Raw genomic sequence first — 15,310 nt, forward strand, 5'->3', positions numbered from 1 at the left:
CAGCAAAGTTTTTATTCTTGTCTTCATGAGAGGAGAAAAAGTTTGGCTATGCACTCACTCACTAAAAAGGACGGAGGCATATCCAAACTTTTTTATAAACAAGATTGAGGTCATTTGTCCACATTGAACAGTTCATCTTTTCTGTGGGCACAAAGTAGTGACTGTTGACATTTAAATTAATCAGCCAGTTAGATTTTTCCATCGAAGGTTTGCAATGTTATAGTTTGGAATAAGGTGAAATTCTTGTTTATCTTTTACTTTTGAATGGTGTTTCTCTCTTTCAATCACATTTTTCAACAGTGACTTAAATTATGCTTGCTCGTCGTCTTTAAATGCTGTCACTATTTGCCATGTAATACCGAATTGATCAGTCAATTGAGCATAAGCGGGGCTGTAACTGGTAGCGCTTAAAGGCGTGTCAATTTCTCCTCCAACAGAAAATTTCTCAAATAATCTTTTCGCATCCTCTACTTCTTGTAAATCAATCATAATGGTAATTGTTGAGCCTGCTGTAAAATCTTGGCCTGGCAAAGCATCAGCAAGCATTAACTGTGAAGTGCCAATGTTAATGTGTGCGTGCATGACATTTTCTTCATAACCTTCTGGAATCCCATTTTCAAATTCATGAGGCCAATCTTTTAAAAGCTCCATACTTTCCACTTCAGCTCCAAAGGTATCTGCATAGAAGGTAACAGCTTCTTTCGCATTTCCGTTTAATAATAAATAAGGGGTTAATTTTATTTCCATAATAACGACGTCCTTTCATTATTAATTAATTTAAAGCATTTTGAATCTCAATTTTCCATCAGTAAAGCAATCCATGTCAGGCATTAGTTAGAGCGCTCACTTTCTTTTAAAAGTCTCGCATCTCTACCATGGGAGTCCAAACACATTACCTGAATACTCCGTAACTATTTTTAAGTGATTTCTCACATCTGATCACAAATCATATCTGTTCTTTTTCAGCATCTTTTAAAGCTTTCACGGCGATTGGATAATTGCTGCTTCTCATCTTTTGCTGCGGTAAATAAATAATAAAAGCACGATTGTCTCCTCCTTTTGTTATGTTTTCAATTATATTTTGGCACAAAGGAGGAGGAGGTACTTCTTATAGATTGCGGAATGGAAAAGAATCGGCTAATAATTTAGGCAAATTAATTAAAATCGGAGGGTCTTCAGGTAAAGGAGGGCGTAAGTGCACCTCTACATGGGAATGTTCGGAGGATGGAAAGTGTAAAACTTCTTCCACTTTTCCTCGTAAACACTCATTAAGCACAAAATAGCGCAATGGATTCATTGTCTTTTCGATAGAACAGACCAATAGATAGTAGTCTCCATCTGGAATATGAGTAAAGGTATGTCTATTTGTTTGAGTTAAAGCAGTGCCAACAATGGGTTTGTGGTTAGGGATAGGACTACGGAACAGGCCGGCAAACGTGATACTTGATTCATAATTCTCAGGATAATGGATTGTTAAAGAGAGCTGGTTATTTTTTTCGGTATTTTTTTCTTCCGAATAATAATGAAGGGTACATGGATATTTTCTTTCATATTCTTTAGTGATTCCATAAAGAGATTCGACTTGTTTTTTGTATTCACGAGGTGAAAGACCGGTTTTTTTCGCAAAAGTAGTTGAGAATGTGCCTAAGCTAGAAAATCCTGCATCAAAACTCGAATCAGTGACTGAAAAATTTTGTTTTAGTAATTCTTGCTTCGCTCGTTCAATTTTGATCGAAGACAAATAATCAGCAGCTGAAAAACCCGTCAATCTTTTGAACTCACGGCTAAAATGATATTTACTATACCCGAAGTGGCCGGCTACCTCTTCGATAGTCAACTCGTCAGATAGATTGGTTTTTATGTAAGTAAGAATATCAACAATGATTTCTTTCATAGGAATCTTCCTTTTCAGTCAATCTTTAATGCACGGTTTCTTTTATTGTACTTCTCATCTGCTCAATCAACAATTATTTTGTTAATGTTCGGGTGCGTTTTCATCAATATTTGAGGTCATCCGAATTTCAGACGTGACAATCCAATTAAGGACAATTGAAAAGGTGGCTTTAAATTAGAGGAAATTTTATGTTAGGTAGAGCGTTGTAAGTTCTAGCTGTGAGTAGATATTTTGCTGATGTTGCCAGCTTTTCTCCCATCATATCCACTCTCATCTTTACATAGGATGAAAAGGAGGGGAGTGGGACGGATGAGTAGAATTGCGACAGAATATCATTACTTGAATTATCCGAATGATATGCTCCGGCTAATTCAAAATGGATTAAATAAAGGAACAGAGCCGAAAAAAATCCTAATCGCAGGGGCAGGGATGGCCGGGCTTGTGGCAGCCTCTCTTTTAAAACAGGCTGGCCATTATGTAACCATAGTGGAGGGGAATTCTCGTATTGGTGGACGAATTTATACAGTCCGCGAGCCCTTTAGTGCTGGCAATTATTTAGATTTTGGTGCTATGAGAATACCTAACAACCATCTATTAGTCTCTGAATATATTCGTCGCTTCAAGCTGAAAACGAATCGTTTTATTAATACAACTGCAAATGACCTAATTTACGTTAATAATGTGCTAACGACAAGCGCACGTTATGAACAAAAACCTGACATACTGCAATTTCCTCTCAGCGGTTGGGAAAAAGGAAAAACGGCAAACGAACTTTTTCTAGCTGCCGTACAGCCTTTTTTGGATCGCTATCAAAATGGCACCCCAGAAGAGCAGGAAGAGTTAATGAAGCAATTTGATCATTATTCAATGGAAGCTTATCTTCGAGACAACCCTTATGGACCTTCTCTGTCATTGAACGCGATCCGAATGATCAGTGTTTTGCTTGGAATTGAGGGCTTTCGTGAGCTCTCGTTTGTAGGGATTGTAACAGATATTATTTACCCGATTTTTAATGAGGATGCCGTTTTTTATGAAATCGAAGGTGGGAATGATCGCCTGCCTTATGCATTTTTATCTGAACTAGGGAACGAACTTTTTTTAAATGAGAAAATATATAAGATCATTCAAAATGAGCAATGTGTTTGTTTTCAAACAATCAATCAACGAAACGGACAAATTCAAACATTTACAGGCGACTATGCGATTATTACGATTCCTTTTTCAGCCTTACAGTTTATCGATTTTGAACCGTATGAGTCGCTCGCTTTTAATAAACGCCAAGCGATTAGGGAGCTGCTATCAATACCGTCCGTGAAAATTGGTATTGAGTTTAAACATCCATTTTGGGAAAGGTTTAAGGTGGGCAATGCAGTTTCTGATCTGCCGATACGGTTTAGTTATATTCCTAGCCATAATATCGGCAAAATGGGGCCAGCTGTGATGCTCGCAAGCTACAGTTGGGGACATGACGCTGCTTTGTGGAATAGTCTATCTAATCAAGAAGTCGTTCATTATGCTTTAAAGGATTTGGCGAAAATTTATGGATCAGTTGTGTATCAAGAGTTTTTACAGGGGGTTACCTTTAATTGGAGCAGAAATCCTTTTTCAGCCGGCTGTTTTACTCTATTTGCTCCTGGACAAAAAGCAGATTTAGGGGACGTGATTTACCAACAAGAAGGCAGAATGCATTTTGCTGGCGAGCATACTTCCACTTTTCATGGTTGGGTGGAAGGAGCGATTGAATCCGGAATTCGGGCTGCATATGAAGTCAATCGAAGATAGATAATGAAAAAGAGGTTGACATTAAGACGTAGATTATATACAATTATCTTGAATTAAAGATAAATTAATTCGAGATAAAGTCTTATTTTTTTAATTTGATATCTCGAATTCGAGATATTTTTAATAAGTAAAATAAGATTAAAACTAGTAAATAATAAGAAGAAGCACTTTTCCAATTATACCGTTCTGTAATTGAAGAGAAAGAATCGTGAAGACATGATTTTTGGCTAGAGACATTTAAGCGGAAACCTTTGCGATTGAATTGATATGAAAGAGAAGTGATAGGCATGGGCAAACAAACAGCAGGAATCCATCATATTACGGCAATTGTTGGACATCCTCAGGAAAATGTGGATTTTTATGCCGGCGTTTTAGGACTTCGTTTAGTCAAGCAAACGGTCAATTTTGATGATCCAGGCACATACCATTTTTATTTCGGAGATGAAGAGGGAAAGCCGGGAACGATCATTACTTTTTTTCCATGGGCTGGAGCAAGACAAGGGGTTATTGGTGATGGCCAAGTTGGCATAACCACTTATGTAGTACCAATCGATTCCATGACATTTTGGAAAAAGAGATTGGAGAAATTTGCAATTCCCTTTACAATGGTGGAGCGTTTTGGCGAGGAGTATTTAAGCTTTCTTGATCCACATGGACTAAAGTTAGAAATAGTTGCACGAACTGGCGGTGAGAAAAACAATTGGTCTTTTGGTGAAATCACTCCAGAAGTTGCGATAAAAGGGTTTGGAGGAGCGGTACTGTTCTCTGCTCAACCTAAAAAGACGGCTGAATTGTTAGAGAAGGAATTTGGTTTTGAGCTTGTTGGAGAGGAAGGAGAAATGGTTCGCTTTCAATCATCAGCAGATATTGGAAATATCATTGATCTTAAACTGACTTCAAATGGTCGTGGTCAAATGGGAGTAGGAACAGTCCATCATATTGCTATGCGGGCAGTCGATGATGCCGATCAATTAGACTGGCAGGAGCGCCTTTCCATGAATGGGTATGGCGTAACTCCAGTGCAGGATCGCAATTATTTTAATTCAATATACTTCCGCGAGCATGGGGAGATATTATTTGAGATTGCAACGGATCCTCCAGGATTTGCTCTTGACGAAACTCGCGATCGTTTAGGTGAAAAATTAAAATTACCAGAACGGTATGAAAAGTTCAGAGAGCAAATTGAACGTGGTCTTATTCCGTTTGTTGTGAGAGAGTTGGATTAATTTAAGTTCGCTTGATCCAACTTAATAAATTCCTGATTGGAAGTGTTGTTCTGAGACCAATTGCCGTTGTTACGGCCGTATTTTAAATGGGGTACCAAAAAGTTTGGTTCAACGAAAAGCAGCAGGGGAAATAAAGGAAGCAACTAAAAAAATTTTGACGACACGTTGTTCATATAGTGGACGAAACAATGTGGAGAAAGTAAAAATAACATTGATAAAAAATGAAATTGAATGGGCATCCAGCAGAAAGCAAAAATTAGACTGAATATATATTGGACATACTATGGAGTTAGAAAAACGCCGCTTTTTATGATTGGCAAAGTTATTCGTAATCATGTTGCAGAAGAAATTTTTCAGAATGGCAAAATTGCTCCGAATGGCTTTGCACCAGTAAGTTGTAACTACGAAAAATTAGAACGGCCAAAATAGAAAAGGTGGTGAGGGTGTTGTTAAAGTCTGAAGGCATCCATCATATTACAGCTATGGTTAATAGTGCCCAAAGAACGATAAATTTTTACACTGACATTCTTGGGTTGAGGTTGGTGAAAAAAACAATTAATTTTGAGCGCCCTGAAGTATATCACCTTTATTTTGGTGATTATAGAGGATTGCCTGGAACGATTATGACATTTTTTCCATGGGAAAAGCAACTTAAGGGACGAATCGGCACTGGACAAGTAGGGGCGACAAGCTATGCCATCCCTGCAAATTCACTTGATTTTTGGGAAAATCGCCTTCACCATTTTGGAATTGACTATGAAAGAGTTGGTCGTTTCGGAGACTCGCTTCTATCATTAACCGATCGAGACGGTTTGAAGCTAGAGCTTGTCGAGCATCCTGTTGCCTTAAATAGTCCTGAGATCATTGGATTTGCTGGTGCTACATTGTATTCGGCAAAACCGGATAAAAGCGCGGATATTTTAGAAAATTTGTTTCGAATGAAATGTGTTGGAGATGATGAAGGCTATTTACGATTTAAAGCGGGGGGAGCAGTTGGCAATCTGATCGACATTAAGCTGACTCCATCAGTTCGTGGACTGATGGGCGCTGGGACGCTCCATCATATTGCTTTAAGAGCAAAGGATGAGGCGGAGCTTTATCAATGGAGAGAACTCCTTTTGGAAAAAAGCTTGAATCCAACTGAGATCCGTGACCGACACTATTTTAAATCGATTTATTTTCATGATGAAGGGGGAATTCTTTTTGAAATCGCGACCGATTCCCCTGGCTTTACTAGTGATGAACCAGTCGCACATCTTGGACAACAGTTAATGTTGCCACCATGGCTAGAGTCAAAAAGAGCAGAATTAGAAGCTCTATTACCAGACGTGGGAGTTCATATTGTGGAGGGAATTGACTGATGCAGCATATTTTTAACCAAGGCCCAGATCTATCGAAGCCGACCTTGCTTTTACTGCATGGGACAGGCGGAAATGAACTGGATTTGTTACCGCTCGCAGGTAGAATTGATGAGGATGCCTCTGTATTAAGCGTCCGCGGCAATGTACTTGAGAATGGGATGCCAAGATTTTTTAAACGCTTAGCAGAAGGTGTGTTTGATGAAGAAGATCTCATTTTTCGTACAGATGAACTCAATCAGTTTCTTCATAATGCCGCAAAGGAGTATGGATTTGACCGAGATAATCTTGTTGCGCTCGGCTACTCCAATGGAGCCAATATTGCAGCAAGTCTATTATTTCACCATAAAAATGCATTGAGAGCAGCTATTCTTCATCATCCAATGGTGCCAAGAAGAGGCATAGAACTTCCTGATTTAACAGGCAAAGCTGTGTTCATCGCCGCTGGCACTAATGATCCGATTTGTCCGTCAGCAGAATCGAAGGAACTGCAATCATTATTGGAAGATGCTAAGGCGAATGTTGAACTTCATTGGGAAAATTATGGACATCAATTGACGCTTGGGGAAGTAGAGGCAGCGGCAAAATGGTATCGAAATTTATCTTTATAGTTTTTGGAACACGCGTATAGGAACAGTTAAGCAAACAGAAACTAGGTGGTGGTTGTATGGGCATTTTGTCCAAACTATTTGGAAATTCAACAAAAAAGGAGTCAGAGCCAATGTCAAATGTAAAATTAGCAGTTATTTATTACAGCATGGGTGGTACAAACTATCAATTATCGAAATGGGCTGAGGAAGGTGCGAAAGAGGTCGGTGCTGATGTAAAGGTGCTAAAAGTACCAGAGCTTGCGCCTGAATCTGCAATTGAGAGCAATCCAGCATGGAAGGCTCATGTTGAAGCAACAAAGGACGTCCCTGAGGTCACTCTAGACGATTTGGAATGGGCAGATGCGATTATTTTCAGTGTGCCAACACGCTTTGGAAATATGCCGTCGCAGATGAAACAATTTTTAGATACAACTGGTGGATTATGGTTCAATGGCAAGCTTGTTAATAAGGTTGTGAGTGCGATGTCATCTGCACAAAATTCCCATGGCGGTCAAGAAGCAACCATTCTTTCTCTATATACAACGATGTATCATTGGGGAGCAATTGTAGCAACTCCAGGTTATAGCGATCCGGTTATCTTTGCTTCAGGCGGCAACCCATATGGTACAAGCGTGACAGTTGATCAAGATGGCAACATGGTTGAGGATGTACAGGCTGCCGTAAAACATCAAGCAAAACGCACGGTACAAATTGCCGAATGGGTTAAAAAGGGTAACCAATAAGACGAGACAACACAAAGCTGGGTTTTCCTCGATTGCTTCAAGATAAGACGCTTCAAACCTCCAAATTAAAAAGGTGGATTGACGCGTCTTTTTTGTTTTCGATTTTCTTTCACAAAGTGGAGTGGTTCCGAGGAAAGCAATTAGTCCGTGTGAAGGGCTTATGAGGACAAAGAACGCCTAAAATAAGCCCCTCGTGTCCGCATAAGGGGTTCAAGAGGACAAAGAAAGCTCAAAAAGAGCAAAGCATGTCCGCATGAAGGGTTCAAGAGGACAGAGAAAGCCAAAACGAGGCCAATCGTGTCCGCATGAAGGTCTCAATAGGACAAAGAAAGCTCAAAAAGAGAAAATCGTGTCCTCATAAAGGGTTCAAGAGGACAAAGAACGCCCAAAAAGAGTAACTCGTGTCCGCATAAAGGTCTCATGAGGACAAAGGCCACCCAAAAAGAGCCCTCTCATGTCCGCATGAAGGGTTCAAGAGGACAAAGAAAGCCCAAAAAGAGCCCCTCGTGTCCACATAGAGGGCTCATGAGGACAGAGAAAGTTCAAAAAGAGAAAATCGTGTCCGCATGAAGGGTTCATGAGGACAAAGGCCACCCAAAAAGAGCCCTCTCATGTCCGCATAAAGGGCCCATAAGGGGAACTGCGAGTGAGATGTAGGTGGAAATGTTCGTATAAACGATACATGAGGACAAACATGAGTATGGAAAAAGTAGAAAAGTGTTCTCATAGAGGGTTCATGAGGACAAACTCAGGTTAGTCTCAACTGCAAACTGTCCTCTTGAATCAGATGCTTTCAGACAAAACGTAGAAAAGCAAGTGAATGTGTGAACTGCCCCGTAAATGTTAGACACAATCTGACGTTTATGGGGCAGTTCAATGTGCTTCACTTGCTTTTTTGGGGGCATTTTCCGACAGTTTTATGCTATGGCTGTGGGACTTTTTTATCACGGATTTTAACAAAGTAAAATGCTGATATCCATGCTGTAATCGGGATGATTAATGTAACCCCTGTGCCAGCACAAAGAATGGTAATCATTTCAGCACTGAAGATTTTTGAATTGACGATTTCTTCAATCGAATAGGAGAGATCTTTAAACCAAATAAGCAAGGCTAAATAACTGCCAAAGAAAGCAAAGAAAAGTGTATTAGCGCTAGTTCCTAAAATATCCCGTCCAATACTGATGCCAAATTTAAATAAATCCTTGCGGCTAATGTTGGGATGATGGCAAAACGCCTCATACATTGGAGAAGAAATGGCAATGGCAGCATCTGTAATAGCGCCAATCGTGCTCATAATAATGACGGCAGTAGCCAGTTTAACAAAATCAATTCCAATGTAGAGTGAAAAGATACCAAGCTCCTCTATTTCCTCTTCGCCGAATCCTTGAATCATTGCTTGTTCAGTAATGACGACTATAAAAACAAGCAAAATCACAATCGTAATGAGTGTAGAAACAAAGGCAGTTTTTGTTTTGATGTTGATCTCGTTTATATAGAATAAATTAATACAACTGATGATTGTACAGGCAATGACCGTTATAACGATTGGATTTAGACTTGGGTCATTCATAAATAAAACGGCCAGAAGAACGACGACAAAGTTGAGAAATAGGGCGAAAAAAGAGCGCGCTCCCTTTTTACCGCCTATGACAATCATCAATAAAAATAATATGATTCCAAGTAAAACCAATACATTCATTGTCTTGCCCTCTTTCGATTAACAAACAGTAGCGTAATATAGAGCCCGATTGGGATTGTGATGACAATACCGATACCACCAGCCAGAGCACGAGCCAATTCTAATGAAAGATTCATTGAAAGGGTAAAACCTAAAGGAGACGCATTTTTAAAATAAAGGATAAGCATCGGAATTGAACCGCTGATATAGGCAAAGAACAAAATATTAGTCATGGTTCCCATAATATCTTTACCGATTTCCATCCCCGACTTTTTCAGAGCCTTATTCGAGATATTTATATCTTTTTCATACAATCCAAAGATTGATGAAGACATCGTGATTGCAACATCCATGACAGCCCCTAAGGAACCGATAAATAAACCTGCTAAAAAGACGAGCTTATAGGGTCTGGTAATAAATTGAATTTCCTCATAGCGCAGTCCTTGCTCGGACGTCATCCACATTACAGCATATGTAATCAGCAATGACAGAAAGGTCCCCAGAAGCGTCGCAATGATTGCCGCATAGGTCTTTTCATTGAAACCATTTACGAGCAATAATGAAATGGCCGTGAATAAAATGATGCTGATACTACAGATCACTAGCAGATGGATACCAGATGTCTGGAGATAAAAATCTAGCGCATAGGAAAGCAATACAGCGTTTACGACTAAACTAATGATGGCGAAGAAGCCTTGTTTTTTTCCAACAAGCAAAAGGGTAAAAATAAATGCCCAAGCAACAATGAGCAAGTATTTATCTCGCTTTACATCTTGGATTGTTCCTGTTAATTCGGATTGACCCTTTGCCGGTTGCTCAATCATGACAAACAATTCATTGCCGACTTTATACTCTTGATCGAAAGCACCTGATGAGGAAAACTCATTCACAAGATGGATTTCCTCATTTTTATGTTCACCATTCATTACCTTTGCGACCAGCTCCTGCGTTGTCAGAAGATCTTTATTATCATACATATCTACATTCTCAATAGAATCTTGTATCCTTACATCGGTTACTTTAGCAATGGGACGCTCATACAGACCATAATTGAACCGGACAAAAAGGAAGGAAGAAGTAAAAAGAATTGCTAAAAGAATATATGAAAGAACGTTTCGGCTTTTTTTAGTCATTTTAGTTGTTAATAGTTGCAAGAGAGGAACCTCCCGTTGGACTTCATGAATGGTCTAAGAATATCAAGAATGCTTAAAGAGCGTCAAGAATCATAGAAAGTTGCGATTTGCAAATTGTTGATTATGATGAACAAATATATTTTTGAACGAAGTGTTCTCCCATATGAATGATTTCGAGAAAGAAACGGTGATTCGCTCAATTAAACTGTTGAATGATGCTGTGTCTAAATCCAGTATTCGTGGCAATATGCAGGGGTAAAATCCCTGATTAATAATACTTGCATTTTGCAAATAAGAATGAGAGGTTTATGCGAGGGCAATTGTGGAAGGACTTTCTTTCTATTAAAAAGATGGAAGCATCGTCTGGTGGGAATCTCTCTTTATAATAATCGTTGTGCTTACGCTGGGGTAGGAGATTTATCAGTATACATTACCCGCGAATAGGGGAAGAGGGAGCGGGAGTCTGCTGTTAAAAGCCATTGAAGAAACAGCAAGAAAGAATGGTTTTCACAAAATTATATGATTGTGCATAATGCATTGTACTATCGAGAATTTTGTCTTTTCTTTTCTGACGATTATCATCCCGAGTCTAATGGTAATATGCGAAGCAATTGGTTACGGATGTTATTTCCGTTTATTTTGACAGTGATTATTCTTATTTCTATCGCTATACCTGGTTATCAAATTGTTCAAGGAGAAAAGGATCAGCAAGACAAATTGCAAGAGTTTGAGAGCTGTTTAGATACTGGAAATTCAGCAACGATGGAGATCGCACAAAATGGGGAAACGAGCGTGACTTGCCAATAGCGAACTTCAGATTCAAAAAAAATTTTTTGTGAAAATGAATAATGTGATGCCCCAAATGTTGAATTTGGGGCATCACATGTGTTTGGCTAAATTTATTTTTTAGCTAAAACGATTACCGCCGCTTTGATTTTGTGCGGATTGCTGATTTTGTTGTCTTACTTCTTCAGCATCTGTTCCAGAAAACTCAGAGCTTAAGACCGATTGATTTCCACTTAATTGCCCGCTTGCATTTCCGGTTGCTGATTGAAAGCTTTGTTGCGTTTGGTTTTGTTGTTGGTATTGCTGGATCAACTGTTGAATTTGTTCTAATTGTTGAGCCGCATTTTGTTCTAAATCACTCATTTGTTGTTGCTGCTGTGTTCCCAGATCTTGATTTTGCAGGACCTGAGCATTTTGCGCTTCTTGTTGTTCTAGTTGTTTTGCAATTGTTGCGATTTGAGCCAAAATAGTGTTTTGAGGCATGTGAGAACCTCTCCTTTCATTGAGCTAACTTTAATTTGTCAATAAAATACCTATATTATGCTCATTATTTTTTTTTTTGAGGCTTGGTAGTTAAAAAAACTAGAGTTAGAGCGATAGATCAAGTAAAAGATGTTAGATAGTCATTTTCCTTCAGACTGAATGAAAACGTTTGTCTTTCAAGGAACGGAGTTACCATAATAGGAAATGGGCACCGGACAAGGCGAAGCAACAAATTAAGCGAGCATTTGCGGGCAGTCTGAGAAGCTGGGACATAACTAGCTTCAAATTCACCTTTCTCTATTTTTATGTAACAAATTCTTCTATTCCCTAGTTGTTGGCCGTGAATTTTCTTAAATTCACGGCCATTAAAGCAAAACCCGTTTCGTTCTCAACCTTTGATTTTCCACGAACAGAAAATCGAGTGGAACGAACTAGAGTATTTTCATACTTAAAGTTTTCGTTCGTTTCCCACATTCTCTTTTTTCATTTTTTCCCGTTTGTGAATGATATGATTAGTTCCCCATTCATGCATTGCGTTTAAAATCGGCTCTAAACTTCTCCCATATTCCGTGATGGAGTATTCAACCTTTGGAGGTACCTGGGGATATACTTTTCGTTCAATAATATCTTCTTCTTCTAAGTCCCGTAATTGGTTTGTCAGCATTTTTTGTGTGATTCCGGGAACACTTCTTTTTAGTTCACTGAATCTTTGAGTACCATTTTTTAATAAGTGCAATAATATGAGGGGCTTCCATTTTCCAACTAAGATCCCTAGAGCATCGTCGACACGGCAAGACTCAGGTTCAATTTTCATCTAAAACCCTCCCTGTAGTATCCTTTTATATACTATACCACTAAAAAGTGCGTACTTCATTAATCGAGTATTATGGGTGATAATAGCATGGCTAGAGTAAAAAGAGTAGGAAGGTTTGATGACATGGAAAAATATCGGATTGATCAAAGCAAAGGCTTAGAATTTGGGATTTATACGTTAGCGGACCATCTCACCAATCCACATACAGGCGAAAGAATATCAGCCCAACAAAGGGTCCAAGAAATTATTGAATTAGCCAAACTCGCAGATGAAGCGGGTATTGACTTTTTTAGTGTGGGAGAAAGTCACCAGGAATATTTTGTCGCTCAAGCCCATTCGGTTATATTATCCGCCATTGCCCAAGCGACCAAAAAAATCAAAATTGGAAGTTCATCTACGATTATTAGTACATCGGACCCGGTTAGAGTGTACGAAGATTTTGCTACGATTGATTTGATTTCAGACGGGCGTGCAGAAATAATAGCAGGACGAGCATCACGTATTGGTTTATATGAATTACTGGGGTATAACGTTCGTGATTATGAGGGGCTTTTTGAAGAGAAATTTGATTTATTATTAAAAATAAATGAAGAAGAAATTGTAAACTGGAGTGGTCAATATCGACCTGCACTGAGAAACGCGAAAGTACTGCCACGCCCGAAAAATGGTTCTTTACCAATTTGGAGAGCAGTCGGAGGAACACCGGCAAGTGCGATGAAAGCCGGGTATGCAGGGGTACCGATGGCATTAGCTGCATTGGGTGGACCAGCTAGTATTTTTAAACGTACGATCGATGCATATCGTGAGGTAGCGGAAAGTAACGGCTTTGATCCAGCAAAATTGCCAGTTGCGACAACGGGATTTTTCTTTGCGGCTGAGACGACACAGGAAGCAATGAGAGAAATGTATCCATATATTAATGAGGGAATGAAATTAACAAACGGAAATGGCTTTCCGAAGCAAGCATTTGCTCAAGCTTCTGATAAGCGCAATGTCATTAATGTAGGGAGTCCACAGGAAATTATCGAAAAAATTCTATATCAGCATGAGCTTTTTGACCATCAACGTTATATGGCTCAGATGGACTTCGGTGGCGTTCCGTTTGATAAATTGGCAAAAAATATTGAGATTATTGCTACAGATATTTTACCAGCGATCCGTAAATATACAGCGAAAAAGTAGGAGGGACAACTAATGAAAATAGTAGGCATTTCTGGTTCTATTGTCGGCTCGAAAACGAGAACGGCAATGAACTACATTTCTGAAGAAATTTCTGCAAAATATCCAGAAGTTGAATTTTCAATTATCGATTTAGCGGAGTATAATTTGCAATTTAGTGATGGTCGAAATTATTTGGAGTATGATGGTGACACAGGGTTTGTCACGAAGGAAGTAATGGAAGCAGATGCGATTGTGATTGGAACACCAGTTTTCCAAGCCTCGATTCCAGGTACGCTAAAGAATGTGTTCGACTTATTACCTGTGCAAGCATTTCGTGATAAAGTTGTAGGGATGATTGTCACGGCAGGCTCAGCAAAGCATTATTTAGTAGCCGAGCAGCAGTTGAAGCCAATCTTGTCTTATATGAAGGCACAGATTGTTCAAACGTACGTATTTATTGAGGAAAAAGATTTTCATCGTAAGGAAATCGTCAATGATGATGTCATTTTCCGCCTAGAACGATTACTTGAGGATACAGTTGTGTTAACGGAAACGTATCAAAGTATTCGTCAAGCAAAAGAGGATGAATACGATTTTTAAAAAAGGTGTCAGCAAATTGGTTGAATGATTTCGCAATTCATGGTTTAATTTTTTATAAGCTCTTTTTATACTTTTAGGTTTAAAAATATTTGGAGCATGCTAGTGATGTACAAAGGAGAAGAAGATGACAGCTGTGGAAGGGATTCTTAGCATTAGGAGAATTAAAGGCTCGGATATCTTGCTTTTGAATGACACTCCTCTTGTTAAATCACTATCCCACTTCAATGAAAAAGAGATTACTGTAACAATTGAGTGTGAAAATGACAGAGCTCAAACATTCTCTGGTGTAGCGGAAATATTTTATTTTGAAGGGCAACAGCAATATCATAGAGGAATAAAATACGTGAGTGATTTTTTTATCGATGATGTGGATATAATGGAATGGTTGGAAAGACTAGAAGGTAAATATATTAAGTTGACTGTAAAATGAGGAGGTGGAGCAGCTATGGGCATTGTAGTAGTAGAGATATGTGACGGTAGCCTTATTAATGTGTTACCAATTGAAGAGATTTTGGAAGAAGAATATCCTGAAGTGGCAGTGCTCGAAAGTAGCTGCTTATCCTTCTGCGGAATGTGTGCGAAAAGGCCATATGCCATCGTCAATGGCAAACGCATCTTTGCAAAAACAGCAGAAGAATGTTTAGAACTTATAAAAAAGCAAATTGAAATCGAGTTAGCCATTTTTGCATAAAAGAGCTATCTGGTTTGAAATCAAACTTGAATCCAGAGGAGCGACCATTTTCGAGTTGTGCCTATTGCAGTAAAGAGTTTTTTTCAAATTGGTTACAGACAGTCCCATACGGTCGGATTGGGGGAGTTTTGTGGTCTGAATTCAGTGCCCGAATCTGCTTGAAGGACTGGAATGGTTGTGGGATAGCCGATTGAAGGAACTTTTGGACCCAAAGAGTTGGTTTCGCCGTGTAGTAGTCCGAATCAAGGTTCTATTCGACACGAAAGGCCAGGAATGATAGCCGCAAGGTCCGAATTGTCGTTCTATTCGACACGAAAGGCCAGGCCTCGTTATAGCAAAGTCCGAATGGAAGCTATATAAGACGTGAAAGC

18 protein-coding genes and 1 pseudogene are annotated in these 15,310 nt (G+C 39.2%); 13 read left to right on the forward strand and 6 right to left on the reverse strand.

Annotated features, from left to right (window positions below):
* Positions 1-309: 309 nt before the first annotated feature.
* Complete coding sequence (locus NST02_RS05895) at positions 310-747, reverse strand: VOC family protein (RefSeq protein WP_340948433.1); 438 nt, start codon at positions 745-747, stop codon at positions 310-312.
* Between the two features lie 361 nt (positions 748-1,108).
* Complete coding sequence (locus NST02_RS05900) at positions 1,109-1,894, reverse strand: helix-turn-helix transcriptional regulator (RefSeq protein ID WP_340948434.1); 786 nt, start codon at positions 1,892-1,894, stop codon at positions 1,109-1,111.
* A 309-nt stretch (positions 1,895-2,203) separates the two neighbouring features.
* Between NST02_RS05900 and NST02_RS05905 the strand changes: the two genes are divergently transcribed.
* The 6 genes from NST02_RS05905 to wrbA all read left to right on the forward strand — a co-directional run bounded on the left by NST02_RS05905 (position 2,204) and on the right by wrbA (position 7,593).
* The gene (locus NST02_RS05905; protein ID WP_340948435.1) at positions 2,204-3,676 is read left to right on the forward strand and encodes a flavin monoamine oxidase family protein; all 1,473 of its coding nucleotides are present in this window, start codon (positions 2,204-2,206) and stop codon (positions 3,674-3,676) included.
* 287 nt (positions 3,677-3,963) lie between these two features.
* On the forward strand, positions 3,964-4,902 hold the full coding sequence (locus tag NST02_RS05910; protein WP_340948438.1) for a ring-cleaving dioxygenase: 939 nt from the start codon (positions 3,964-3,966) through the stop codon (positions 4,900-4,902).
* Positions 4,903-5,133: 231 nt separating this feature from the next.
* On the forward strand, positions 5,134-5,331 hold the full coding sequence (locus tag NST02_RS05915) for a hypothetical protein (RefSeq protein WP_340948439.1): 198 nt from the start codon (positions 5,134-5,136) through the stop codon (positions 5,329-5,331).
* Positions 5,332-5,348: 17 nt separating this feature from the next.
* Positions 5,349-6,263, forward strand: a complete 915-nt coding sequence (locus NST02_RS05920; RefSeq protein WP_445678153.1) for a ring-cleaving dioxygenase — start codon at positions 5,349-5,351, stop codon at positions 6,261-6,263.
* Entirely contained in the window at positions 6,263-6,871 is a 609-nt protein-coding gene (locus tag NST02_RS05925; RefSeq protein WP_095310607.1) for an alpha/beta hydrolase, read from the forward strand. The genes NST02_RS05920 and NST02_RS05925 overlap by 1 nt, the downstream gene beginning before the upstream one ends.
* A gap of 56 nt (positions 6,872-6,927) precedes the next feature.
* Positions 6,928-7,593 (forward strand): NAD(P)H:quinone oxidoreductase, encoded by a 666-nt coding sequence (gene wrbA, locus NST02_RS05930; RefSeq protein WP_095310605.1) that lies wholly within the window; start codon positions 6,928-6,930, stop codon positions 7,591-7,593.
* A gap of 922 nt (positions 7,594-8,515) precedes the next feature.
* Here wrbA and NST02_RS05935 read toward each other — a convergent pair.
* Together NST02_RS05935 and NST02_RS05940 are read right to left on the reverse strand one after the other, a co-directional pair.
* On the reverse strand, positions 8,516-9,292 hold the full coding sequence (locus NST02_RS05935) for a YibE/F family protein (protein WP_095310604.1): 777 nt from the start codon (positions 9,290-9,292) through the stop codon (positions 8,516-8,518).
* A complete protein-coding gene (locus tag NST02_RS05940; RefSeq protein WP_340949994.1) occupies positions 9,289-10,404 on the reverse strand; it encodes a YibE/F family protein in 1,116 nt (371 codons plus the stop codon). The genes NST02_RS05935 and NST02_RS05940 overlap by 4 nt, the downstream gene beginning before the upstream one ends.
* Before the next feature lie 133 nt (positions 10,405-10,537).
* Between NST02_RS05940 and NST02_RS05945 the strand changes: the two are divergent.
* The 3 genes and pseudogenes from NST02_RS05945 to NST02_RS05955 all read left to right on the forward strand — a co-directional run.
* Positions 10,538-10,663: pseudogene (locus NST02_RS05945) on the forward strand (MarR family winged helix-turn-helix transcriptional regulator); the annotation flags it as partial.
* Positions 10,664-10,819: 156 nt separating this feature from the next.
* The gene (locus tag NST02_RS23750) at positions 10,820-10,927 is read left to right on the forward strand and encodes a GNAT family N-acetyltransferase (RefSeq protein WP_095310874.1); all 108 of its coding nucleotides are present in this window, start codon (positions 10,820-10,822) and stop codon (positions 10,925-10,927) included.
* Positions 10,924-11,211: a hypothetical protein gene (locus NST02_RS05955; protein ID WP_137744469.1), complete on the forward strand. Its 288-nt coding sequence runs from the start codon at positions 10,924-10,926 to the stop codon at positions 11,209-11,211. Before NST02_RS23750 ends, NST02_RS05955 begins: the two co-directional genes overlap by 4 nt.
* A gap of 99 nt (positions 11,212-11,310) precedes the next feature.
* Here NST02_RS05955 and NST02_RS05960 read toward each other — a convergent pair whose 3' ends face one another.
* Positions 11,311-11,673 carry a hypothetical protein gene (locus NST02_RS05960; protein ID WP_235879546.1) on the reverse strand — a complete coding sequence of 121 codons (363 nt, stop codon included), beginning with the start codon at positions 11,671-11,673 and terminating at the stop codon, positions 11,311-11,313.
* A 448-nt stretch (positions 11,674-12,121) separates the two neighbouring features.
* Positions 12,122-12,487, reverse strand: a complete 366-nt coding sequence (locus NST02_RS05965) for a winged helix-turn-helix transcriptional regulator (protein WP_137744470.1) — start codon at positions 12,485-12,487, stop codon at positions 12,122-12,124.
* Positions 12,488-12,610: 123 nt separating this feature from the next.
* On the opposite strand from NST02_RS05965, the gene NST02_RS05970 reads away from it, so the two are divergent.
* The 4 genes from NST02_RS05970 to NST02_RS05985 all read left to right on the forward strand — a co-directional run bounded on the left by NST02_RS05970 (position 12,611) and on the right by NST02_RS05985 (position 14,939).
* Positions 12,611-13,669, forward strand: coding sequence for an LLM class flavin-dependent oxidoreductase (locus NST02_RS05970; RefSeq protein WP_137744477.1), 1,059 nt, complete (start codon positions 12,611-12,613; stop codon positions 13,667-13,669).
* Positions 13,670-13,681: 12 nt separating this feature from the next.
* Entirely contained in the window at positions 13,682-14,248 is a 567-nt protein-coding gene (locus NST02_RS05975; RefSeq protein ID WP_095310599.1) for an NADPH-dependent FMN reductase, read from the forward strand.
* A 124-nt stretch (positions 14,249-14,372) separates the two neighbouring features.
* On the forward strand, positions 14,373-14,678 hold the full coding sequence (locus NST02_RS05980; protein WP_095310597.1) for a hypothetical protein: 306 nt from the start codon (positions 14,373-14,375) through the stop codon (positions 14,676-14,678).
* Between the two features lie 15 nt (positions 14,679-14,693).
* Positions 14,694-14,939: a DUF1450 domain-containing protein gene (locus NST02_RS05985; protein ID WP_095310595.1), complete on the forward strand. Its 246-nt coding sequence runs from the start codon at positions 14,694-14,696 to the stop codon at positions 14,937-14,939.
* Positions 14,940-15,310: the final 371 nt, after the last annotated feature.

Source organism: Robertmurraya sp. FSL W8-0741 (genome assembly GCF_038004005.1).
Lineage (GTDB): Bacteria > Bacillota > Bacilli > Bacillales > Cytobacillaceae > Robertmurraya > Robertmurraya siralis.